At 54.0% G+C, this 21,661-nt stretch carries 20 protein-coding genes; 10 read left to right on the forward strand and 10 right to left on the reverse strand.

The window, feature by feature from the left end; translation table 11 throughout:
- Positions 1-110 precede the first annotated feature (110 nt).
- From ftsZ to mutT, 5 genes are all read left to right on the forward strand, one after another.
- Complete coding sequence (ftsZ, locus tag NG42_RS14800; RefSeq protein WP_052900285.1) at positions 111-1,265, forward strand: cell division protein FtsZ; 1,155 nt, start codon at positions 111-113, stop codon at positions 1,263-1,265.
- Positions 1,266-1,367: 102 nt separating this feature from the next.
- Positions 1,368-2,285, forward strand: coding sequence for a UDP-3-O-acyl-N-acetylglucosamine deacetylase (lpxC, locus tag NG42_RS14805; protein WP_052900287.1), 918 nt, complete (start codon positions 1,368-1,370; stop codon positions 2,283-2,285).
- Positions 2,286-2,590: 305 nt separating this feature from the next.
- Entirely contained in the window at positions 2,591-3,091 is a 501-nt protein-coding gene (gene secM / locus NG42_RS14810; protein WP_052900289.1) for a secA translation cis-regulator SecM, read from the forward strand.
- 87 nt (positions 3,092-3,178) lie between these two features.
- Complete coding sequence (gene secA, locus NG42_RS14815; protein ID WP_052900291.1) at positions 3,179-5,884, forward strand: preprotein translocase subunit SecA; 2,706 nt, start codon at positions 3,179-3,181, stop codon at positions 5,882-5,884.
- A 53-nt stretch (positions 5,885-5,937) separates the two neighbouring features.
- Positions 5,938-6,327 carry an 8-oxo-dGTP diphosphatase MutT gene (gene mutT / locus NG42_RS14820; protein WP_052900293.1) on the forward strand — a complete coding sequence of 130 codons (390 nt, stop codon included), beginning with the start codon at positions 5,938-5,940 and terminating at the stop codon, positions 6,325-6,327.
- Positions 6,328-6,375: 48 nt separating this feature from the next.
- On the opposite strand, the gene yacG is transcribed toward mutT, so the two are convergent.
- Genes yacG through coaE form a run of 3 tightly spaced genes read right to left on the reverse strand, consistent with a single transcriptional unit; the run spans position 6,376 to position 7,954 of the window.
- Positions 6,376-6,582 carry a DNA gyrase inhibitor YacG gene (gene yacG, locus NG42_RS14825; RefSeq protein WP_052900295.1) on the reverse strand — a complete coding sequence of 69 codons (207 nt, stop codon included), beginning with the start codon at positions 6,580-6,582 and terminating at the stop codon, positions 6,376-6,378.
- A gap of 12 nt (positions 6,583-6,594) precedes the next feature.
- Positions 6,595-7,338, reverse strand: coding sequence for a cell division protein ZapD (gene zapD / locus NG42_RS14830; RefSeq protein ID WP_052900298.1), 744 nt, complete (start codon positions 7,336-7,338; stop codon positions 6,595-6,597).
- Between the two features lie 4 nt (positions 7,339-7,342).
- Complete coding sequence (gene coaE / locus NG42_RS14835; protein ID WP_052900300.1) at positions 7,343-7,954, reverse strand: dephospho-CoA kinase; 612 nt, start codon at positions 7,952-7,954, stop codon at positions 7,343-7,345.
- Positions 7,955-8,197: 243 nt separating this feature from the next.
- On the opposite strand from coaE, the gene NG42_RS14840 reads away from it, so the two are divergent.
- Positions 8,198-9,238, forward strand: coding sequence for a GMP reductase (locus NG42_RS14840; RefSeq protein WP_052900302.1), 1,041 nt, complete (start codon positions 8,198-8,200; stop codon positions 9,236-9,238).
- A 57-nt stretch (positions 9,239-9,295) separates the two neighbouring features.
- Here the strand turns inward: NG42_RS14840 and hofC are convergent, their stop codons facing one another.
- From hofC to nadC, 4 genes are all read right to left on the reverse strand, one after another.
- Positions 9,296-10,495 carry a protein transport protein HofC gene (gene hofC / locus NG42_RS14845; protein WP_052900304.1) on the reverse strand — a complete coding sequence of 400 codons (1,200 nt, stop codon included), beginning with the start codon at positions 10,493-10,495 and terminating at the stop codon, positions 9,296-9,298.
- Positions 10,488-11,891, reverse strand: a complete 1,404-nt coding sequence (gene gspE, locus NG42_RS14850; RefSeq protein WP_052900306.1) for a type II secretion system protein GspE — start codon at positions 11,889-11,891, stop codon at positions 10,488-10,490. Before gspE ends, hofC begins: the two co-directional genes overlap by 8 nt.
- Entirely contained in the window at positions 11,888-12,337 is a 450-nt protein-coding gene (gene ppdD / locus NG42_RS14855; protein ID WP_052900308.1) for a prepilin peptidase-dependent pilin, read from the reverse strand. Before ppdD ends, gspE begins: the two co-directional genes overlap by 4 nt.
- Positions 12,338-12,540: 203 nt before the next feature.
- Entirely contained in the window at positions 12,541-13,440 is a 900-nt protein-coding gene (nadC, locus tag NG42_RS14860) for a carboxylating nicotinate-nucleotide diphosphorylase (RefSeq protein ID WP_052900310.1), read from the reverse strand.
- Positions 13,441-13,625: 185 nt separating this feature from the next.
- Between nadC and NG42_RS14865 the strand changes: the two genes are divergently transcribed.
- From NG42_RS14865 to ampE, 3 genes are read left to right on the forward strand one after another with little or no spacing between them, the layout of a single operon-like run.
- Positions 13,626-14,828 (forward strand): amino acid deaminase, encoded by a 1,203-nt coding sequence (locus NG42_RS14865; protein WP_052900311.1) that lies wholly within the window; start codon positions 13,626-13,628, stop codon positions 14,826-14,828.
- 59 nt (positions 14,829-14,887) lie between these two features.
- Positions 14,888-15,466, forward strand: coding sequence for a 1,6-anhydro-N-acetylmuramyl-L-alanine amidase AmpD (ampD, locus tag NG42_RS14870; protein WP_052900313.1), 579 nt, complete (start codon positions 14,888-14,890; stop codon positions 15,464-15,466).
- Positions 15,463-16,317, forward strand: coding sequence for a beta-lactamase regulator AmpE (ampE, locus tag NG42_RS14875; RefSeq protein WP_052900315.1), 855 nt, complete (start codon positions 15,463-15,465; stop codon positions 16,315-16,317). Before ampD ends, ampE begins: the two co-directional genes overlap by 4 nt.
- On the opposite strand, the gene NG42_RS14880 is transcribed toward ampE, so the two are convergent.
- The 3 genes from NG42_RS14880 to aroP form a co-directional block, all read right to left on the reverse strand.
- The gene (locus tag NG42_RS14880; RefSeq protein ID WP_052900317.1) at positions 16,318-17,268 is read right to left on the reverse strand and encodes a glycoside hydrolase family 43 protein; all 951 of its coding nucleotides are present in this window, start codon (positions 17,266-17,268) and stop codon (positions 16,318-16,320) included.
- Positions 17,268-18,680 carry a glycoside-pentoside-hexuronide (GPH):cation symporter gene (locus tag NG42_RS14885; RefSeq protein ID WP_052900319.1) on the reverse strand — a complete coding sequence of 471 codons (1,413 nt, stop codon included), beginning with the start codon at positions 18,678-18,680 and terminating at the stop codon, positions 17,268-17,270. The genes NG42_RS14880 and NG42_RS14885 overlap by 1 nt, the downstream gene beginning before the upstream one ends.
- A gap of 191 nt (positions 18,681-18,871) precedes the next feature.
- Positions 18,872-20,227 carry an aromatic amino acid transporter AroP gene (gene aroP / locus NG42_RS14890; RefSeq protein WP_052900321.1) on the reverse strand — a complete coding sequence of 452 codons (1,356 nt, stop codon included), beginning with the start codon at positions 20,225-20,227 and terminating at the stop codon, positions 18,872-18,874.
- Between the two features lie 525 nt (positions 20,228-20,752).
- Here aroP and pdhR point away from each other — a divergent pair.
- Positions 20,753-21,517: a pyruvate dehydrogenase complex transcriptional repressor PdhR gene (pdhR, locus tag NG42_RS14895; protein ID WP_052900323.1), complete on the forward strand. Its 765-nt coding sequence runs from the start codon at positions 20,753-20,755 to the stop codon at positions 21,515-21,517.
- Positions 21,518-21,661: the final 144 nt, after the last annotated feature.

The following is a 21,661-nucleotide window of genomic DNA, read 5'->3' on the forward strand; positions in this document are numbered from 1 at the left end:
AGGGGATTCATACCTAAAAAAATTTCGCGTTACGGCTAATACCGCTGCAGCGTGAAAGATAAAAGGTATTATTAGATCCCCAGGCGACAGGCACATAACGGAGAGAAATTATGTTTGAACCTATGGAATTAACCAATGACGCGGTGATTAAAGTCATCGGCGTCGGCGGGGGCGGTGGCAATGCCGTAGAGCATATGGTGCGTGAGCGCATCGAAGGTGTGGAATTCTTCGCTGTGAACACTGACGCGCAAGCGTTACGTAAAACGGCGGTCGGTCAGACTATTCAAATTGGTAACGGAATTACCAAAGGTCTGGGTGCCGGGGCAAACCCGGAAGTCGGTCGTAACTCTGCTGAGGAAGATCGTGAAGCACTGCGTTCAGCACTGGAAGGTGCGGACATGGTGTTTATCGCAGCCGGTATGGGCGGCGGTACCGGTACCGGTGCGGCACCTGTCGTTGCCGAAGTGGCGAAAGATCTGGGGATCCTGACGGTTGCCGTGGTGACCAAGCCGTTCAATTTCGAAGGCAAAAAACGCATGGCATTTGCCGAGCAGGGTATCGCTGAGCTGTCCAAGCATGTCGATTCACTGATCACTATTCCAAACGACAAGCTGCTGAAAGTGCTGGGTCGTGGCATCTCTCTGCTGGACGCATTCGGTGCGGCTAACGACGTACTGAAAGGTGCCGTGCAGGGTATCGCCGAGCTGATTACCCGTCCGGGTCTGATGAACGTCGACTTCGCTGACGTGCGTACCGTGATGTCTGAAATGGGTTACGCCATGATGGGTTCTGGCGTGGCTTGTGGTGAAGACCGTGCTGAAGAAGCAGCAGAAATGGCGATCTCCAGCCCGCTGCTGGAAGATATCGACCTGTCTGGTGCGCGCGGCGTGCTGGTCAACATCACCGCTGGCTTCGACCTGCGTCTGGATGAGTTCGAAACCGTGGGTAATACCATCCGTGCCTTCGCGTCTGATAACGCGACCGTGGTGATTGGTACTTCTCTGGATCCAGAAATGAATGACGAACTGCGTGTGACTGTGGTTGCGACCGGTATCGGCATGGACAAACGTCCGGAAATTACGCTGGTGACCAACAAGCAATCCAGCCAGCCAGTAATGGATCATCGCTACCAGCAGCACGGTATGGCTCCACTGCCTCAGGAGCAAAAACCGGCCGCGAAAGTGGTGAACGATCAAAGTGCACAGACTAACAAAGAACCTGATTATCTGGATATTCCAGCCTTCCTGCGTAAGCAGGCGGATTAAGAATAACCTGAGAATTTGGATTCTCCGCTCTTTGTGCTAAAATGTTCGCCCGTCAGTGATATACACTGGCGGTCGGATGAGTAATTTTTGCGAGATAATGTGATGATCAAACAACGGACATTAAAACGTATTGTTCAGGCGACTGGAGTCGGTTTACACACCGGCAAAAAAGTCACACTGACCTTACGCCCTGCGTCGGCTAATACCGGGGTCATCTATCGTCGCACTGACTTGAATCCACCGGTTGATTTCCCGGCTGATGCCAAATCCGTGCGTGATACCATGCTCTCTACTTGCCTGGTTAATGAGCATGGCGTGCGTATTTCAACAGTCGAACACCTGAACGCAGCACTTTCCGGTCTGGGTATTGATAACATTGTGGTTGAAGTTGATGCGCCTGAAATCCCGATTATGGACGGTAGCGCAGCACCCTTTGTCTATCTGCTGATGGACGCAGGCATTGAAGAGCTGAACAGCGCTAAGAAATTTGTTCGCATCAAACAACCAGTCCGGGTTGAAGACGGCGACAAATGGGCTGAAATCAAGCCATACAATGGTTTTTCGCTGGACTTTACCATCGACTTTAACCATCCGGCGATTGATTCCAGCGCACAACGTTACAGCATGAATTTCTCTGCTGAAGCGTTTACGCGTCAGATCAGCCGTGCACGTACTTTCGGCTTTATGCGTGAAATCGAATATCTGCAGTCTCGCGGCCTGTGCCTCGGCGGCAGCTTCGATTGTGCAATCGTGGTGGATGACTACCGCGTATTGAACGAAGACGGTTTACGCTTTGAAGACGAATTTGTGCGTCACAAAATGCTTGATGCGATCGGTGACCTGTTTATGTGTGGCCACAATATCATTGGTGCGTTTACCGCATTCAAATCGGGTCATGCATTGAATAACAAGCTGTTGCAGGCGGTTATGGCGAAGCAGGAAGCCTGGGAATGGGCAACGTTTGAAGACGAAGCTGAACTTCCGCTGGCATTCAAGGCACCCAATCTGGTTCTGGCGTAAGCCTGAACTGACTATAACGACTGGTTGAGCTGGTACTCTCTCCGGCCAGTGAGGCCAGTCGTTCTATTATTTTTCCCTCTTTTTAGTCACGCCACACTCTGCCTTAAGCGCAGTGCAACCGGCTGCTGGCTGTCAGTTTTTCGCGTTCAAATGCTGTTTTCTTGTCCGAATAACCGGACATTTCCCGCTGTGAATAGATTTATCCTGATGTCGGCCGTGACTAATAATGGTAGTATTTGCGCTCAGTAAAATTATCGATTTCAGTGGCTCCAGCCTGAGTGGTTTGGGCGCAGTGGCGGAATAAAGTGATCGGCATTCTTAATCGTTGGCGACAATTTGGCAGACGTTACTTCTGGCCGCATCTCCTGTTGGGGATGGTCGCGGCGAGCTTCGGCCTGCCTGTCACCCACGCCAGCGAACAGAGAAGCCCGGAAACGTCGTCCAATAATCTGACCATCGGGAATGTTGCGCGCTTCGACAGCCTGGCGCTGTTGCAGGAGAGTGCGCGTCGCCCGAACGTTAATGTCGACTATTGGCACCAGCATGCGATCCGCATCGTTATTCGCCACCTCTCTTTTGCCTTAACGCCGCAGCATCTGCCGACCGCAGAGCAGGCGCTTCCGCTTGAAGTACAAAAACTCGCACTGCTCGACACGCTGAATGCGTTGTTGACTCATGAGTCTCGCCCCCCGGTTATTATCCGCGATACTCCACGCCATCATCACACGCTGCGCGCTGCGCATCACAGCGGGTTGTGGCTGGCGCAGGTGCAGGGCATTCGTGCCGGACCGGCTAATCTCGCCTGAAGTATTCAGAGCACAGCTCTACAAATTTTATAATCAAAACAACGCTGTAAGCCGTAAGGAACCTGCGGCTGGAGAGAAGTATTTATTATGTTGACGAAAATTTTAACCAAAGTTTTTGGTAGCCGTAACGATCGTACTTTGCGCCGTATGCGTAAAGCTGTCGAAACCATCAATAAGATGGAACCGGAATTTGAAAAGCTTTCTGACGAACAGCTGAAAGCGAAAACTGACGAATTCCGTGCGCGCCTGGCAAAGGGCGAAACCGTGGACAGCCTGATTCCTGAAGCGTTTGCCACCGTGCGCGAAGCCAGTAAGCGCGTATTTGGTATGCGTCACTTTGATGTGCAGCTGCTCGGCGGTATGGTGCTGAATGACCGCTGCATCGCGGAAATGCGTACCGGTGAAGGTAAAACTCTGACCGCAACCCTGCCAGCTTACCTGAATGCGTTAAGCGGTAAGGGCGTGCATGTGGTTACCGTCAACGACTATCTGGCACAGCGTGATGCCGAGAATAACCGCGGGCTGTTCGAATTCCTCGGTCTGAGCATCGGTATCAACCTGCCAGGCATGCCAGCGCCAGCTAAACGTGCGGCCTACGCTGCCGACATCACCTACGGTACCAATAACGAATACGGCTTTGACTACCTGCGTGACAACATGGCATTCAGCCCGGAAGAGCGCGTACAGCGTAAACTGCACTATGCGCTGGTGGATGAGGTTGACTCCATCCTGATCGATGAAGCCCGTACCCCGCTGATCATCTCCGGCCCGGCTGAAGACAGCTCCGAGATGTATACCCGGGTTAACAAAATTATCCCGCACCTGATCCGCCAGGAGAAAGAAGATTCCGATACCTTCCAGGGTGAAGGTCACTTCTCCGTTGATGAGAAAGCGCGTCAGGTTCACCTGACCGAACGCGGTCTGGTCAATATCGAAGAGCTGCTGGTCAGCGAAGGCATCATGGAAGCGGGCGAATCACTCTACTCGCCGACCAACATTATGCTGATGCACCACGTGACCGCAGCACTGCGCGCCCACGTCCTGTTTACCCGCGATGTTGATTACATCGTCAAAGACGGTGAAGTGATTATCGTCGATGAACACACCGGGCGTACCATGCAGGGTCGTCGCTGGTCTGATGGTCTGCATCAGGCAGTAGAAGCGAAAGAAGGCGTTGAAATTCAAAACGAAAACCAGACTCTGGCTTCTATCACCTTCCAGAACTACTTCCGTCTGTATGAAAAGCTGGCCGGTATGACCGGTACGGCGGACACCGAAGCATTTGAATTCAGCTCAATCTACAAACTGGATACCATTGTGGTGCCAACTAACCGTCCAATGGTGCGTAAAGATCTGCCGGACCTGGTCTATATGACCGAGAAAGAGAAGATTGATGCGATTATCGAAGATATTCGCGAGCGCACTGTGAATGGTCAGCCGATTCTGGTCGGTACCATTTCCATTGAGAAATCGGAAGTGGTCTCCCAGGAGCTGGAGCGTGCGGGCATCAAGCACAACGTACTGAACGCCAAGTTCCACGCCCGCGAAGCGGATATCGTGGCACAGGCGGGTCAGCCAGGCGCGGTCACTATCGCCACCAACATGGCGGGTCGTGGTACCGATATCGTGCTGGGTGGTAGCTGGCAGGCAGAGATTGCTAATCTGGAAGAGCCAACGGCAGATCAGATTGACGCGATTAAAGCCGCGTGGAAAATTCGTCATGATGCGGTTCTGGCATCGGGCGGCCTGCATATTATCGGTACTGAGCGTCACGAATCACGCCGTATTGATAACCAGCTGCGTGGTCGTTCCGGTCGTCAGGGTGACCAGGGGTCATCGCGTTTCTATCTGTCGATGGAAGATGCACTGATGCGTATTTTCGCCTCCGATCGCGTTTCGAATATGATGCGTAAACTGGGGATGAAACCCGGCGAAGCGATTGAGCATCCGTGGGTCACTAAAGCGATTGCCAATGCACAGCGTAAAGTTGAAAGTCGCAACTTCGATATCCGTAAGCAACTGCTGGAATACGATGACGTTGCCAACGATCAGCGTCGCGCGATTTACACCCAGCGTAATGAACTGCTGGACGTGTCTGACGTTAGCGAAACCATTCACAGCATCCGCGATGATGTGTTTAAAACCACCATCGACAGCTATATTCCGCCGCAGTCACTGGAAGAGATGTGGGATGTTGCCGGTCTGGAAGAGCGCCTGAAAAACGATTTCGACCTGGAAATGCCAATTGCCGAGTGGCTGGACAAAGAACCTGAGCTGCATGAAGAGACGCTGCGTGAGCGCATCATGGAGCAGGGCAAAGAAGTCTATCTGCGTAAAGAAGAAGTGGTTGGCACCGAAATGATGCGCAATTTCGAAAAAGGCGTGATGCTGCAAACGCTCGACTCACTGTGGAAAGAGCACCTGGCCGCAATGGACTACCTGCGTCAGGGCATCCATCTGCGTGGCTACGCGCAGAAAGATCCTAAGCAGGAGTACAAGCGTGAGTCGTTCGCCATGTTTGGTGCGATGCTGGAATCACTGAAATATGAAGTGATCAGCACCCTGTGCAAAGTGCAGGTGCGTATGCCAGAAGAAGTGGAAGCGATGGAAGAGCAGCGCCGTCAGGAAGCTGAACGTCTGCAACAGCAGCAGCAGCTGAGCCATGTTGACAGTGAGACTGCGGCAGCTGAAGAGCTGTCCGGCCAGACCGGTGAGCGCAAAGTGGGTCGTAACGATCCTTGCCCATGCGGTTCCGGCAAGAAGTTCAAGCAGTGTCATGGCCGCTTAGCCTGATAGTCATTCCTCCCCCATACTGTGGGGGAGGACGCTTAAAAGGGAGTTAAACAATGAAACACCTGCAAGTTGCGGTGGGTATCATTCGCAATGCCAGCAAGGAAATCTTTCTCGCGCAGCGTTCAGCCAGTTCGCATATGGCCAATATGTGGGAGTTTCCCGGTGGCAAGATTGAAGCTGATGAAACTGCCGCGCAGGCATTAAACCGCGAGCTACTGGAAGAGACCGGAATTGAAGTCACTAATGCGGTGCCTTTCGATACTGCCGATCATACTTATCAGGATGTCCGCGTTACGCTGCACTTCTTTATCGTCGAAGGCTGGAACGGCGAACCTTATGGCCGTGAAGGACAACCGATGCGCTGGGTGCCACAGGCTGAACTGGTGGCGGACGAGTTCCCACCGGCCAACAGCCCAATCGTTGCACGCCTGCTGGCTGAATAATCGTTCGACCTGCTGAATGGCGGCGAAATCGCCGCCGGTTCAGACAGTTCAATGACGATCGATCTGATCTTCACTCCAGTCATCGCTCTCTGACAAATCGCCGCTACTGGCAATTCGCTTCTCTTCTGCCGCCCACTCTCCGAGATCAATCAGCTGGCAGCGCTTACTGCAGAATGGCCGGAACAGGCTCAGCGCATCCCAGATCACATCTTTGCCACAGGTCGGGCAGTTTACTATGGTGACTTCATCTTTCATTACGGTAAACCTTTAACAACAAGCCAGTTCAAAATCGAGTCGGGCAGGAACCTCACCGCGTTCACTGTCGAGCGGCAGGAAACGGATCGCATAACGGCTTTTATGCCCCGAAACTTGTGGATAGAGTGAGTCTTCCAGCATCAGCTGTAAACGCAGCAGATCGGCATCTTCGGCATTATCCTGAAAGAAACCGTTCAGGCTGGTGTGGCGACGAAATATGCCTGACTGACGAATCAAATCGAGGATCAGGGTCAGCGCTTCGCGTAGCGGATCCAGTGATGCCATCCAGATCGCAACCTGAGCATCGCGCACGGCTTGATCCACATGCAACCAGATATGCAGAGTCGGCAGATCAAAACTGCAACAGCCGCCGGGAATACTCAGGCGCTGGCGCACCAGACCAATTAACCGGTCTTCACGTAACAACTGCCCCATACGTGGCGCACCCATTAGCCTGGTCGAGCAGTTTTTCAGGCGGGCGCTTAAGTTATTCACCAGTTCCATATCGACGCCCGGCACTTCTGCCCAGGAGCGCAATTTCTGCTGCTGGCGTTCCAGCTCTTTCACGATATCAGTACGCAGCTCGCCGCGCTCAAAAACGTCAAGTAAATCAGCGGTGTTGCGGAAAAAGGTCAGCGCCCCGAGATGATCGGTAATGTTCTGGCTGGCCTGTAGCTGCTTAAGTAAAAATTCAATACGTAGCCAGGTACGCATTTTTTCATTCAGGGGATGCTCAAAAAGAATCGTTGTGCTCATGCGGTTAATCCTGTTTCGCTGACGTCGCCAGCGCGAGATAACGCTGGTGTAACGCAGCAACAAGTGGCGCTACGCTTTCGGGTAAACCACTGTTATCAATGACATCATCAGCTACGGCCAGACGCGCTTCACGCGTTGCCTGCGCAGCAAGAATATTGTTAGCCTGTTCACGACTGATATTGTCGCGGGCCATGGTGCGGGCCAGCTGAATGGACGGCTCAACATCAACCACCAGCACGCGATCCGCCAGCGTATGCAGATTGTTCTCGACCAGCAGCGGCACAACCCACAGACACCACAGGGACTGGGTTTCGGCCAACTGACGGCGGGTTTGCTGATGGATTATCGGATGAAGTAAATTGTTCAGCCACAGTTTGTCGGCCGGGGCGCTGAAAATACGCTGACGCAGGCTGGTACGATTCAGAGTGCCGTCGGCATTCAGCATTTCATCACCGAATTTTTCGGCAATCGCCTGCAACGCTGGCTGACCAGGCTCAACCACCTGGCGAGCGATGACATCAGCATCGACCACATCCACACCCAGCTCGGCAAAGACCCTGGCGATGGTGCTTTTTCCACTGCCGATGCCACCGGTCAGTGCGACGATATAGCCCATAAGCCCTAATTCCAGAGTAGCTTGCGAAAGGCATCATCATGCAGGCGATTTCGTGCAACCATCAGCCTGAATTTTGAGGTACAGATCACAAGTGAGTTTCACAGGTAAATTTAAGGGATTGTAGCGTAAATAAAGCTGTTTTCGCAGTCTTGTCGTCGCGATTTTAGCGCGTATGATAGCTTCACTGGAGCTGGGCAGCAGCACCCGATCGTCAGATCGTCGCCACTAACCAGGAAATATGTCATGCGTATCGAAGAAGATTTAAAACTGGGCTTTAAAGATGTTCTTATCCGGCCTAAGCGTTCCACGCTGAAAAGCCGCTCTCAGGTTGAACTGGAGCGTCAGTTCACCTTCAAACATTCAGGTATTGCCTGGTCAGGCGTTCCAATTATTGCCGCTAACATGGATACCGTTGGCTCTTTTCGCATGGCAGAAGCGCTGGCGTCATTTGATATTCTTACCGCAGTACACAAACATTACAGCGTTGAGCAGTGGCAGGAGTTTGTTGCGCGCGTGCCGGAAACGGTTCTGAAATATGTCATGGTCTCAACCGGAACCTCAGAAGCTGACTTTATCAAAATGAAGCAGATTCTGGCACTTTCCCCGGCACTCAACTTTATCTGTATCGATGTGGCGAATGGCTACTCCGAGCATTTTGTTGAGTTCTTACAGCGCGCGCGTGAAGCCTGTCCGGGCAAAACCATCTGTGCCGGCAATGTGGTGACCGGTGAAATGGTGGAAGAGCTGATTCTCTCCGGTGCGGACATTGTCAAAGTGGGCATTGGTCCTGGCTCGGTCTGTACTACCCGGGTTAAAACTGGCGTGGGATATCCACAGCTTTCCGCCGTGATCGAATGTGCTGATGCGGCGCACGGCCTTGGCGGTCAGATCGTCAGTGACGGTGGCTGCTCCGTGCCGGGCGATGTGGCAAAAGCCTTTGGCGGCGGCGCAGACTTCGTGATGCTGGGCGGTATGCTGGCGGGTCATCACGAGTGTGAAGGCACTATCGTGGAAGAGAATGGCGAACAGTTTATGCTGTTTTACGGCATGAGCTCGGAATCTGCCATGAAGCGCCATGTCGGCGGCGTGGCGCAGTATCGTGCCGCGGAAGGCAAAACGGTGAAATTACCGCTGCGCGGCCCGGTTGAGGATACCGCGCGCGATATTCTTGGTGGCTTGCGTTCTGCCTGCACTTACGTCGGCGCGGAACGGTTGAAAGAGTTGACCAAGCGCACCACCTTTATCCGGGTGGCCGAGCAAGAAAACCGCGTGTTTACCCGCTAAATCTTAGCCGTCGGGCGGCGAAAACGCCGCCCTCTGCTGAAGGCGTATTGCCGCCCATTATCCCAGCGCATCCCCCAGTCCAAAAATCGGCAGATACATTGCTACCACCAGAATGCCGACAATCAGGCCAATCACCACCATCATTAGCGGCTCCAGCGTGGCAGCCAGACTATCAGCCAGTTCGTGCGTTTGATCTTCGTGCCATTGGGCGAGACGCGCCAGTAACACATCCAGCGAGCCAGCCTCTTCACCGACTTTAATTAGCTGATGGCATAGCGGGGTAAAAAGTTGATGTTGCACCAGTGCCTGATGCAACGGCTTACCCGCAGCAATATGCTGCTGAAGCTGGACGATAGCTTCTCGCCATAAACAGTGACTCAGGGTCTGCTCCACTGCCTCTAAGCTTTGCAGTAAGGTTAGCCCGGCCCGCTGGGTCAGCGTCAGAGTGGTAAAGATTTGGCTAAGCTGACTGCCACGATACAGTCGTGAAATCAGCGGCACCCGCAACAGCAGTCGCTGTTCATTACGCTGCCAGTTAATGCGCTTTTTACGCTGACTGCGCCAGAACCAACCTGCGATGACGACCCCCACCGTCAGTGGCGCGATACTGCTTTGCAGCATCACTGATAATGTCATCACTGCGGCGGTAAAAGCCGGTAGCGGCGTATCAAATACCGCATAGATCGAGACAAATTCCGGCAGCACAAATACCAGCATTCCGATAGTAACGGCCAGCGCGACCGCCAGAATAAACAGCGGATAGCGCAGCGCTTTCACTACCTTTTTTTGCAGCTGCTGCTGACGCTCCTGCTGAGTAGCCAACTGAAAGCAGCATTCATCCAGCTGGCCGGTAACCTCACCAACATGCATCAGGGCAGGGAACAGTGGCGGGAAAATCTCCGGCCAGCGGTTCAGCACCTGGGAAAACGGTTCACCCTGCTCAACCTTCACCTGGATATCCAGTAACAGTGCCTGCCAGCCGGGATGCGGATGACCATCAGCCAGCAACGTTAACCCTTGAGACAGGGTCATCCCGGCTTTCAGCAGGGTAGCCAGCTGCCGAATCAGCATGATTTTTTGCTGCCATTGCCATTCTCCGGGGCGATAAGTTTTGCCTGCTTTGATGCGAACTGGCGAACAGCCAGCATCCATCAGCGTTTGCATCACGCCCAGCGAATTGTCGCTTAGCTGCGACCCTGCGATAAAATCGCCTCTGGCATCAATCGCCTGCCAGCTAAACAGTGTGTGTTTAGCCATCGCAGCTTCCTACAATGCGGTTAACCTCCTCCAGTGAAGTTTCGCCGCGATTTACCGCATGCAGACCTTCGGTAAACAGTGAGTTCAGCCCCTGCTGTTGTGCCAGCGTGACGAGCTCGTCCGGCGTGGCATTGGCGGCGATGGCATGCTGCAGTGGCTCGCTGATCGGTAACAGCTCAAACAGTGCCAGTCGACCGTAATAACCGGAAAAGCAGTGATCGCAACCGGTGGCTCGCCAGGTCTGTACACTGCCCGGCCACAACGCTGCCGGAAAATGGCTGACGACCTGGTCCGGCTGACGGCAGTGTGGGCACAAACGCCGTACCAGACGCTGCGCAATCACCAGTTTTAGTGCCGATGCCAGCAGGTAGCCGGGAATACCCATCTGCCCGAGTCGCGTCAGCGTTTCGCTGGTGGAGTTAGTGTGTAAGGTCGACAGCACCAGATGACCAGTCTGCGCCGCCTTGATAGCAATTTCTGCGGTTTCACCGTCACGAATCTCCCCTAACATAATCACATCAGGATCCTGGCGCAGCAGTGCCCGCAGTACGCGATGAAAATCCAGGCCGGACTTACTGTTAATTTGCGTTTGATTTACCCCTGGCAGCGGAATTTCAACCGGATCTTCCACGCTACAGAGGTTTTGTCCCGGATGGTTTAATGCGCTTAACCCGCTGTAGAGCGTGAAGGTTTTACCACTGCCGGTTGGGCCTGTGACTAAAATCAGCCCCTGCGGCCGCGCCAGTGCTTCGCGATAGCACCTGAGCGCATCGTCGGGCATGCCAAGTTTGTTAAGATCAATGGCGACCGTTTCGCTTTGTAGCAAACGAATCACCGCTTTTTCACCAAACCGCGTTGGTAACGTTGAGATACGAAATGACTCGTTTTTAGCGTTCAGCTCAAGGGTAAACTGTCCGTCCTGCGGCATGCGCCGCTCGGCGATATCGAGATTGGCTAAAATTTTCAGGCGGGCGATCAGCGATGCCGTGACGCCGTCATAGCTGCCTTTTAGTGGATGCAGCACGCCATCAATCCGCAGCCGCACGCGTAAACCGCTGGCCTGAGGTTCAAAATGGATATCAGAAGCGCGTCGCTGCAGGGCCGCCAGCAGAGTCTGATTGACCAGTTCAACCGCAGAGGCGCTGTGAGCCTCGTCAGGCGCGCTTTCGCGCGCCATCTGTCTGGCCGGTTCACTCTGTCCATATTGTTCAATACGCGCCTGCGGCCAGCACTCCACCTCCACTTCACACTGACTGGCGAAGCGCAGTGCTTCAATCATCTGATGATCCGGCATTTCACTGACTGCGACATGCAGCCGTTGTGCGCTGTGCTCCAGAATGATCGCCTGATAACGCTGGCAGAGTGTCTGAATGGTGCGTTGATTTTCGCTGTTCATCGGCTTGCCGCCGTGACGTCATCAAAGCGGAAAACATCATTGCAGGCATCCACCAGATTCGACTGGCTGCTGGTGCAGGTGCGCTGCCAGCTGATGCGCCCATCGCCACTGCTCCATACCGGGCTTAGCACCACGCTTAAGCCTGTCAGGCTCTCCTGACCGACCAGAGTAATGACGCCAGCAGCCACTGCAACGCTGAGTACATAACGTGAGCCAACACCCACCGGAACACCATTACTTCCGGCACTGCAGTTGGTCGTTGCGCCGCGTTCTACAGTGCAGAGTTCCACCGCGGTTTTGTACGGCACCATGGTTTGCAGCATGTCGGTTAGCGCTGCCTTTTGCAGGTAGTTCTGGTAAGCCGGTATGCCTATTGCACTAAGAATGGCGACGATACCGACCACAATCATCAGCTCCATCAGGGTAAATCCGCGTTGCTTGTCCATTGCTGTTGCTCTCCTTAAGTAGTGATACGGCACCTTAAGCAGCCTGCGTGCGGCATGCCAGTGGCTAAGCAGTTCGCTGCGAGAGGTCACGAAAACTATTTAGTTGGCGAACAGCAGGCGACAAACGAAATGGAAGCGGCTTCGCAAATGAGTGGCACGGGCGGCGAAACACCGCCCGTGGAAAAAATGGGTGACGGGGAAGATCAGGAAGCGGATTTGAAGCGCATGGAGAGATCCAGCGCGCGCACATGTTTGGTCAGTGCGCCAACGGAGATGTAATCGACGCCGGTTTCCGCAAAGGTCCGCAGGGTTTCATCGGTCACATTGCCCGACACCTCAAGCTGGGCGCGCCCTGCGGTTAATGCTACGGCTTCACGCATCTGTTCGACGCTGAAGTTGTCCAGCATGACGATATCCGCTCCGGCGGCCAGCGCCTGTTGCAGCTCATCAAGGGATTCCACCTCCACTTCAACCGGTACATCCGGATGCAGCCAGAAGGCTTTTTCCACCGCCTGACGAATCGAGCCGGTAGCAATAATATGGTTCTCTTTGATCAGAAACGCGTCAGAAAGCCCAAGCCGATGGTTGCTGCCGCCACCGCAGAGCACGGCGTATTTCAGCGCGGTGCGTAAACCCGGCAGCGTTTTACGCGTATCCAGCAGGCGGGTCTGGGTTCCCTGCAACAGCGCGACATAGCGACTGACTTCGGTGGCCACGCCAGACAGGGTTTGCACAAAGTTTAGCGCGGTGCGTTCAGCGGTGAGAATCAGCTGCGCCGGGCCATCAATTTCAAACAGCGTCTGATCGGCGCTGACGCTATCACCATCATCCACATGCCAGGTCAGCTGGGTGCGATTACCAAGCTGAATAAATACCTCTTCCACCCAGCGCTTACCGCAAAAAATGCCGGTTTCACGGGTAATCACGGTGGCATGGGATTGGGTATCAGCGGGTAACAGGCTGGCAGTAATGTCGTTGCAGGCCTCCACCTCACCGCCTAAATCTTCCCGCAGCGCCTGAGCCACCGCAGCAGGAATATCATTTTCAATACGGCCCAGCAGTTCCGCACGGCGGCTGTCTGAGTCGTAGCGACGCGTCGTCATAATCAAGCTCCGAAAATTCGGAAAAAAGAGTCCGGACACTCTAGCGCGTTTGTTCAGGGCTTGCCATCTTGCGCTGGAAGCGAAGGCGCATTTAGACAATCATTGTTGAGTAATTGAAATCATCATGGCATAGAGTGAAGGTATTCACTTCAATGTTATCAATGGCTAACCGACTGAGGAAAACTATGCAGGTTACATCGATTCGGGAAAAAGGCGTGCCGGTCAGCGGCAAACAACTGTTGCAGGACGTCTCGCTGCCAGCGTTAGTGCTACACCGTTCCGCATTACTGCATAACCTCAGCTGGATGCAGGAGTACGCCGCCCGACACGGCGCTGAGCTGGCACCCCATGGCAAAACCACTATGGCACCGCAGCTGTTTCTGCGCCAGATCGAGGCCGGATCCTGGGGCATTACCCTGGCAACGGCGACCCAAAGTGCGGTTGCCGCGCAGCACGGCATCCGTCGCATCCTGATGGCGAATCAGCTGCTGGGGCAGGCGAATATGCAGATCGTGGCGGATTTACTGCGCGACGGTGAGCTGGAGTTTCACTGCCTGGTCGACAGTGTGGAAAATGTGCATCAGCTCGGACAGTTTTTCACCGCGCAGGGATTAACGCTAAATGTGCTGCTGGAAGTGGGCGTGGTGAATGGCCGCTGCGGTTGTCGCAGCCAACAACAGATTGATGAAGTTATTGCGGCGGTGGCGCAGCATCACTCGCTGGCGCTCAGCGGCATCGAAGGTTATGAAGGCGTCATTAATAGCGAGAGCGAACAGCAGGATGTGGAAACCTTTATCGCGCGGCTGGTAGAGATTGCGCTGGCGCTGAAAGCATCCGGCCAGTTCAGCAGCGCACGGCCGATTATTACCGCGTCCGGCTCGGCCTGGTACGATCGGGTGGCCGAAGCCTTTGCGCGTCAGGATGCACGTGAGGCCTTTATTACACTGATGTGCCCCGGCTGCTATCTGGTGCACGATCACGGCATTTATCAGCAGGCGCAACATGCTCTGCTGGAGCGACACCCGGAAATGCACCGGGCTTTATTACCGGCGATGGAAGTGTTCGCTTATGTGCAGTCGGTGCCGGAGCCGGGGCGGGTGATTGCTGCGCTCGGTAAGCGCGATATTGCTCACGATAGTCTGCCCGTACCGTTGCGGGTTTATCCGCAGGGCAGCACCGATGCGCAGGTGCTCGACGCGGGGTATCGGGTGCTAAGGCTGATGGATCAGCATGCGTTTATCGAGGTCTCTGACGATCACCGGCTAACGCCGGGCGATATTATCGCGTTTGGCGCCTCGCATCCTTGTCTGACTTTTGATAAATGGCGACGTCTGTGCGTGGTCGACGATCGGTTGCAGGTGACTGAGACGCTGGAAACTTTTTTCTAAACTCGCCGCCAAAAAAACCGTGCTACTCTGAGGAAAACGAGGTGACAGGAGGGAAGGGCATGCAGTTGCAAGATGGCTGGATTGTGGGTGTAAAACAGGTGCCATCGCCACATTTTAATTCACGTCCGGCAGAGGAAGTGCCTTCGCTGCTGGTGGTGCACAATATCAGTCTGCCGCCGGGTGAATTTGGTGGCCCGTATATTGACGCGCTGTTTACCGGCCAGCTTGATGCCAGTGCGCACCCGTTTTTCGCCGAAATTGCGCAGTTACGGGTCTCGGCGCACTGTCTGATTCGCCGTGACGGAGAAATCGTGCAGTATGTTCCTTTCCATCTGCGCGCCTGGCATGCGGGGATTTCATGCTGGCAAGGACGTGAAAACTGCAATGATTTTTCCGTTGGTATTGAGCTGGAAGGCACTGACACCCTGCCGTATACCGAAGTGCAGTATCAGGCGCTGCAACAGGTCACGGCGCTGTTAATGCAGCACTATCCGCTGACCATTGAGCGTATTACCGGGCACAGCGATATTGCCCCCGAACGTAAAACCGATCCCGGACCGGCATTCGACTGGGAAAAATTCCGCCACGGGTTAAGCCATCAGTCCGGGGACGCCATTTCGAAGGAGCGCAATGCATGACCTTATTTAGCCTGTTGCTGGTATTAGGTTGGGAACGGTTGTTCAAATCGGGTGAGCACTGGCAGCTGGATCACCGTCTGGAACCGCTGTTTCGCGGCCAAAAACGGTTTTCACTGCTGCGCACATTGCTGATGACGCTGCTGGCGATGGCGGCAGTGCTGGTGATTATCACATCGCTGAAAGGGCTGTTTTTCGGCGTGGTGCAGCTGATTTTCTGGATTATGATTGGCCTGCTGTGTATTGGTGCCGGATCGGTACGGCTGCACTATCACGCGTATCTCAAGGCGGCCAGCCATGATGACAGTCATGCGCGTGATGCGATGGCGGAAGAGCTGACATTGATTCATGGTGTGCCGGTGGACTGCAACGAGGGCGAGTTCCTGCGTGAACTGCAAAATGCGCTGCTGTGGATTAACTTCCGCTATTATCTGGCTCCGCTGTTCTGGTTTGTGGTGGGTGGCGCGTATGGTCCGGTATTGCTGGTGGGTTACGCGTTTCTGCGTGGCTGGCAAAGCTGGCTGGCGCGACACCATTCGCCGCTGGCGCGTTCGCAATCCGGCATTGATGCGATTTTGCATTGGGCAGACTGGATTCCGGTGCGGCTCGCCGGGGTTGCCTATGCGCTGCTGGGCCACGGTGAGCGCGCGCTACCGGCATGGTTCGCCTCGCTGGGCGATCGCCACAGTTCGCAATATCAGGTGCTGACCCGCCTCGCGCAGTTCTCGCTGGCACGGGATCCGCACCTGGATAAAGTCGAGACACCGCGCGTGGCGGTGGCTCTGGCGAAAAAGGTGTCATTGGTGATAGTGGTGGTGGTCGCCATTCTCACCATTTATGGCACGCTGGTATAGTTACTGCTCCGCAGGCGGCACGCCGAAATCTGGCATGCCGTGCTGATCCCAGCGAAATGTTTTAATACGCGTATGGCGATTCGGGTCCCACAGCGGATCGCCCTCAATTTCCGTATAGTTGCGGGCGTGATACACCAGCACATCTGCGCCATTTTCGGCCACGGTAAAGCAGTTATGGCCGGGGCCATACTGACGATGATCCCAGTGGGTGCTGAACACCGGACGCGCCGATTTAGACCAGTTAGCCGCCTGCATTGGATCGGCATCCGCATCAATCCATAACAATCCCATACAGTAGTTTTCATCGGTGGCGCTGGCGGAATAGCTGACAAACAGTTTGTCGCCATGGCGGATGACCGCCGGCCCTTCGTTAACGCTAAAACCGGCACACTCCCATTGGTATTGTGGACGGCTAAGCATCACCGGCGGTGTTTTCAACGTCCAGGGATTTTCCAGTTCCGCCAGGTACAGATTGGAGTTGCCGGGAATGACCGGATCTTTCTGCGCCCATAAATACCAGTTTTTTCCCTGATGCTGAAAAGCGGTCGCGTCCAGCGCAAAGCTGTCGATGGGCGTCTGCACCTGGCCGCGTTCAAGCCAGTTGCCGCTGAGCGGGTCCGCATCGCGGCACTCCAGCGCAAACATGCGGTGCTGAAACAAGCCGTCTTTAATTGTCCGGCTGGGGGCTGCCGCGAAGTAAATCATCCAGCTTTCGTCGATAAGATGCAGTTCCGGTGCCCAGATCAGTTCGCTCATTGGGCCGCTGTCTGGTTTGCGCCACACCACCACCGGCGTGGCATCGCGCAGCCCGAGCAGGGTGCTGGCGCGGCGGATTTCCAGCCGATCGTATTCCGGCACCGAGGCGATAAAGTAGTAGTGATCGTTATGGCGCAGAATAAAAGGGTCAGCCCGCTGTTCGATTAGCGGGTTCGGCCAGTTCAGGTCACTCATTACGCCACTCCTTCTGGTTTGATCTCAATGGATTTTTCGTCGCGGTATTCGCTCAGCTCGCGATAGTTTTCACGCCGCTTCGCCAGGTCGATTTGAATGGTTTGCATCAGCTGACGGTCCACTTTCATCAGCCGAACCACGCCCGCCGTGAGCAGATAACCGATGCCGGGGATGACGGTAAACAGCAGCATAATGCCGTTAATCGCCGTGGCGCTTTGCTGCTTCGCGCCAGCATCATACCCGTACCACGACAGCAGAAAACCGACCATCGCGCCCGCTACCGCCAGCCCGACTTTAAGGAAGAACAGATTGCCGGAGAAACTGATGCCGGTAATGCGTTTGCCGGTTTTCCATTCACCGTAGTCATCTACGTCAGCCATCAGTGACCAGTGCAGTGGCGATGGGATCTGGTGGAAGATATTCAGCAGGAAATACATCACCACAATCAGTACCGTGGCCTGTGGATCGAGGAAGTAAAAACCGGTGGAGAAAATCGCCAGCACGATATTGGTCCAGAAAAACACTTTCAGTTTGCACCAGCGGTCGGTAAGCACTTTTGCCAGCGTACTGCCGATCATCATGCCGATCACGCCCAGGCTGATAAATAGCGTGGCAAAGCTGGTTGATTGCTGCATCACCCAGATAACGTAATACATGGTGGCCGCCATACGAATAAACCCGGGGCAGACATTACACAGCGTCAGCAGCAGAATGCGCACCCATTGATCGTTTTTCCACACATCCTTTAAGTCGGCCTTCAACTGATCATTACTTGGCACTGCCGGTTTAATGCGTTCGCGCACCGTAGCAAAGCAGAACAGAAACATACACAGGCCAATGACTGCCATGACACCCATCGCCATCTGGTAGCCGCGTGCTTTATCTTCACCGCCAAACCATTCGGCCAGTGGCAGCAGGGAAAGCGACAGAATCAGCGTGGCGATGCCGACCATCACAAAACGGTAGGACTGGCAGGAGACGCGCTCGCCGGGATCGTTGGTGATCACCCCGCCCAGTGAACAGTAAGGAATATTAATCGCGGTATAAGCCAGTGACATCAGGAAGTAGGTTACAAAGGCGTAGATGACTTTGCTCTCATAGCTCCAGTCCGGCGTGGTAAACATCAGCACGCTGAACAGCACGTAAGGTACCGAAACCCACAGTAACCATGGACGAAAACGCCCCCAGCGGCTGCGGGTGCGATCGGCAATCGCCCCCATAATCGGGTCGGTGACCGCATCCAGTACCCTGACCGACAGTAACAGCACCCCGACCAGTGCCGGAGCAAGACCGAAGACATCAGTATAGAAGTAGCTTAAAAACAACATGATGGCACCGCCAATCATATTGCAGCCCGCATCACCCATGCCGTAACCGATTTTTTCTTTAACTGAAAGCGCTGTTGCCTTCATCGTCTGTTCTCCCACCCTCGGACAGTATCCTGCGTTGAGAAAACATTATTAATGGTTATGTGTCAGCGTGTGCAGCAGTAAACCGTCGCACAGATGGACAAAATGACTGTGGGGATGAAAGTGTGAGGGAGTTAACAATCGTGGGAGAGGAAAATTATTGATACGGGCGACGAGAACGCCGCCCGTAAAGATTACGCTTTTTGCGTTTTTTTCTTAATGGCGTAGCCGATTGCCAGCACCAGCACCCAGACCGGAATTAACCAGACGGAGATAGCCATCGAAGGGGTCATCGCCATAATCACCAGAATGCCGAGCATAAATGCCAGACAGATCCAGTTACCCAGCGGGTAGAACAGCGCCCGGAAGCGCGTGGTAATACCTTGCTGATCTTTCTTACGACGGAACTTCAGGTGCGCCAGGCTGATCATGGCCCAGTTAATCACCAGCGCCGAAACCACTAACGACATCAGAATACCGAAAGCTTCACCTGGCATCAGGTAATTGACCAGTACACAAATGGCGGTAGCCAGTGCCGAAACCCCAATCGCAATGATCGGTACGCCACGCGCATCAACTTTCAGCAGCGCTTTCGGACCGTTACCTTGCTTCGCCAGGCCGTACAGCATACGACTGTTGCTGTACACGCAGCTGTTATACACCGACAGTGCCGCCGTCAGAATTACCACGTTCAGGGCGTTCGCCACCAGGCTGTCGCCGAGATCGTGGAAAATCATCACGAACGGGCTGCCGCCTTCGACCACTTTGGTCCATGGATAAAGTGACAACAGTACCGCCAGCGAGCCGATATAGAAAATCAGGATACGATAGATAACCTGATTGGTCGCTTTAGGAATACTTCTTTCCGGATCGTCAGCCTCAGCAGCGGTAATCCCCACCAGTTCAAGTCCACCGAAGGAGAACATAATCACCGCCATGGCCATTACCAGCCCGGAGACGCCATTCGGGAAGAAGCCCCCGATATCCCAGATATTACTCACATGCGCTTCCGGGCCACCTTTGCCGCTGAACAGCAACCAGCAACCGAAGACGATCATGCCAATGACCGCGACCACTTTGATAATCGCAAACCAGAATTCCATTTCGCCATAGACTTTGACGTTGGAGAGGTTAATTGCGTTGATCAGTAAGAAGAAGACAGCGGCAGAGACCCAGGTCGGGATTTCCGGCCACCAGTACTGCACATAAATACCAACGGCGGTCAGCTCGGCCATCGCCACCAGCACATACAGCACCCAGTAGTTCCAGCCGGAAGCGAAACCGGCGAAGTCACCCCAGTATTTATAAGCGAAGTGGCTAAATGAACCAGCAACCGGCTCTTCTACTACCATTTCGCCCAACTGACGCATGATCATAAAAGCGATAAAGCCGCCGATGGCATAACCCAATAACACCGACGGGCCAGCCATTTTAATGGTCTGCGCAATACCCAGAAACAGGCCAGTCCCTACTGCGCCACCCAATGCGATCAGCTGAATATGGCGATTTTTCAATCCCCGCTTCAGTTCATCGCCCTGCACTTTTTCCATATAAACCTCGTTATGTCGTTATTTTTATTGGAGCCTTTTCGCAACATTGGTCGAATTTGTAACCAAAATGTTGCGTATAACGTATTGATTACTTTACAGTATCGGCGTCTTAAAAATAGGGTTGATGCTTTCTCCGCGACAAGAATAGTGATAAGTGCAGACCTTTGCACTTGCTTTCGCTTTTCGTGCGGCAGAATGAATAAAAAATCGACGCTCGCTCACACTCTGCGACAGATCTTTTCTGGCATAAAAGGCAAAAAATGACGAATAGCGTTACCTTATGGTTAAGCGCGAGAAACCACACTAATCCCGTGTAAGGTTTGGTAAAAATTAGCGCCGTTAACCTTCCTGTATTGTTGCTTTACTACTATTTCTGACGCGATATCAGTATCTTTACAACGTGAGCCAGCCCCGGTTTCAGGCTGATGCCATATAGACACAAGGTGAATACTTTGTTACTTTAGCGTCACCTTTTTGCAATTGGTATTACCAATTTACTCCGGCATATGGCATGAAGAAGGGATGATGGCCTACAGCAAAATCCGCCAACCAAAGTTATCCGATGCAATCGAGCAACAGCTCGAGTCTCTGATTATGGAAGGGACGCTGCGTCCGGGTGAAAAGCTGCTTCCTGAGCGTGAGCTCGCCAAACAGTTTGATGTATCCCGCCCCTCTTTACGTGAAGCTATCCAGCGTCTGGAAGCAAAAGGTCTGCTGCTGCGCCGTCAGGGCGGTGGCACATTCGTACAAAAAAGTCTGTGGCAAAGCCTGAGCGATCCGCTCGTTGAACTGCTTGCCGACCATCCTGAATCACAGTTCGATCTGCTGGAAACCCGTCACGCGCTGGAAGGCATTGCTGCTTACTACGCGGCGTTACGCGGCACCGACGAAGATTTGCAGCGCATACGCGACTGCCACGTGTTGATTCAGCAGGCGCAGGACAGCGGCGACTTAGATGCCGAAGCGGATGCGGTGATGCAGTATCAGATAGCCGTCACAGAAGCGGCGCATAATGTGGTGCTGCTGCATTTACTGCGCTGCATGGGGCCGATGCTGGAACAGAACGTACGACAGAACTTTGAATTGCTCTACTCGCGCCGGGAAATGTTGGCGAAAGTGAGCGGTCATCGCGCCAGCATTTTTGCGGCGATTGTGGCCCGTGAGCCGGAACAGGCCCGCGAAGCGTCACACCGCCATCTGGCGTTTATCGAGGAAATATTGCTGGACAGAAGTCGGGAGCAGAGTCGTAGAGAGCGCTCCTTGCGACGTTTACAGCAACGTAGGGAATAACGCGTAAATATAACGCGGCAACTATGCCTGATATCCCTGGCGTGGCAGCTTACACCGCCGCCGCGTCAGCGCTAAAAGGTATAAACGACGAGCCTGTCTCCATGTGTTCTGGCAACCCCAGAGCACAAGGAGGCAGGCTCCAGA

This window comes from Winslowiella iniecta (assembly GCF_001267535.1).
In the GTDB taxonomy this organism is placed as follows: Bacteria; Pseudomonadota; Gammaproteobacteria; order Enterobacterales; family Enterobacteriaceae; genus Erwinia; species Erwinia iniecta.

Coding starts and splice junctions, on each gene's coding strand:
- ftsZ (WP_052900285.1), top strand. CDS start 111: ATGTTTGAACCTATGGAATTAACCAATGACGCGGTGATTAAAGTCATC.
- lpxC (WP_052900287.1), top strand. CDS start 1,368: ATGATCAAACAACGGACATTAAAACGTATTGTTCAGGCGACTGGAGTC.
- secA (WP_052900291.1), top strand. CDS start 3,179: ATGTTGACGAAAATTTTAACCAAAGTTTTTGGTAGCCGTAACGATCGT.
- mutT (WP_052900293.1), top strand. CDS start 5,938: ATGAAACACCTGCAAGTTGCGGTGGGTATCATTCGCAATGCCAGCAAG.
- yacG (WP_052900295.1), bottom strand. CDS start 6,582: ATGAAAGATGAAGTCACCATAGTAAACTGCCCGACCTGTGGCAAAGAT.
- zapD (WP_052900298.1), bottom strand. CDS start 7,338: ATGAGCACAACGATTCTTTTTGAGCATCCCCTGAATGAAAAAATGCGT.
- coaE (WP_052900300.1), bottom strand. CDS start 7,954: ATGGGCTATATCGTCGCACTGACCGGTGGCATCGGCAGTGGAAAAAGC.
- NG42_RS14840 (WP_052900302.1), top strand. CDS start 8,198: ATGCGTATCGAAGAAGATTTAAAACTGGGCTTTAAAGATGTTCTTATC.
- hofC (WP_052900304.1), bottom strand. CDS start 10,495: ATGGCTAAACACACACTGTTTAGCTGGCAGGCGATTGATGCCAGAGGC.
- gspE (WP_052900306.1), bottom strand. CDS start 11,891: ATGAACAGCGAAAATCAACGCACCATTCAGACACTCTGCCAGCGTTAT.
- ppdD (WP_052900308.1), bottom strand. CDS start 12,337: ATGGACAAGCAACGCGGATTTACCCTGATGGAGCTGATGATTGTGGTC.
- nadC (WP_052900310.1), bottom strand. CDS start 13,440: ATGACGACGCGTCGCTACGACTCAGACAGCCGCCGTGCGGAACTGCTG.
- NG42_RS14865 (WP_052900311.1), top strand. CDS start 13,626: ATGCAGGTTACATCGATTCGGGAAAAAGGCGTGCCGGTCAGCGGCAAA.
- ampD (WP_052900313.1), top strand. CDS start 14,888: ATGCAGTTGCAAGATGGCTGGATTGTGGGTGTAAAACAGGTGCCATCG.
- ampE (WP_052900315.1), top strand. CDS start 15,463: ATGACCTTATTTAGCCTGTTGCTGGTATTAGGTTGGGAACGGTTGTTC.
- NG42_RS14880 (WP_052900317.1), bottom strand. CDS start 17,268: ATGAGTGACCTGAACTGGCCGAACCCGCTAATCGAACAGCGGGCTGAC.
- NG42_RS14885 (WP_052900319.1), bottom strand. CDS start 18,680: ATGAAGGCAACAGCGCTTTCAGTTAAAGAAAAAATCGGTTACGGCATG.
- aroP (WP_052900321.1), bottom strand. CDS start 20,227: ATGGAAAAAGTGCAGGGCGATGAACTGAAGCGGGGATTGAAAAATCGC.
- pdhR (WP_052900323.1), top strand. CDS start 20,753: ATGGCCTACAGCAAAATCCGCCAACCAAAGTTATCCGATGCAATCGAG.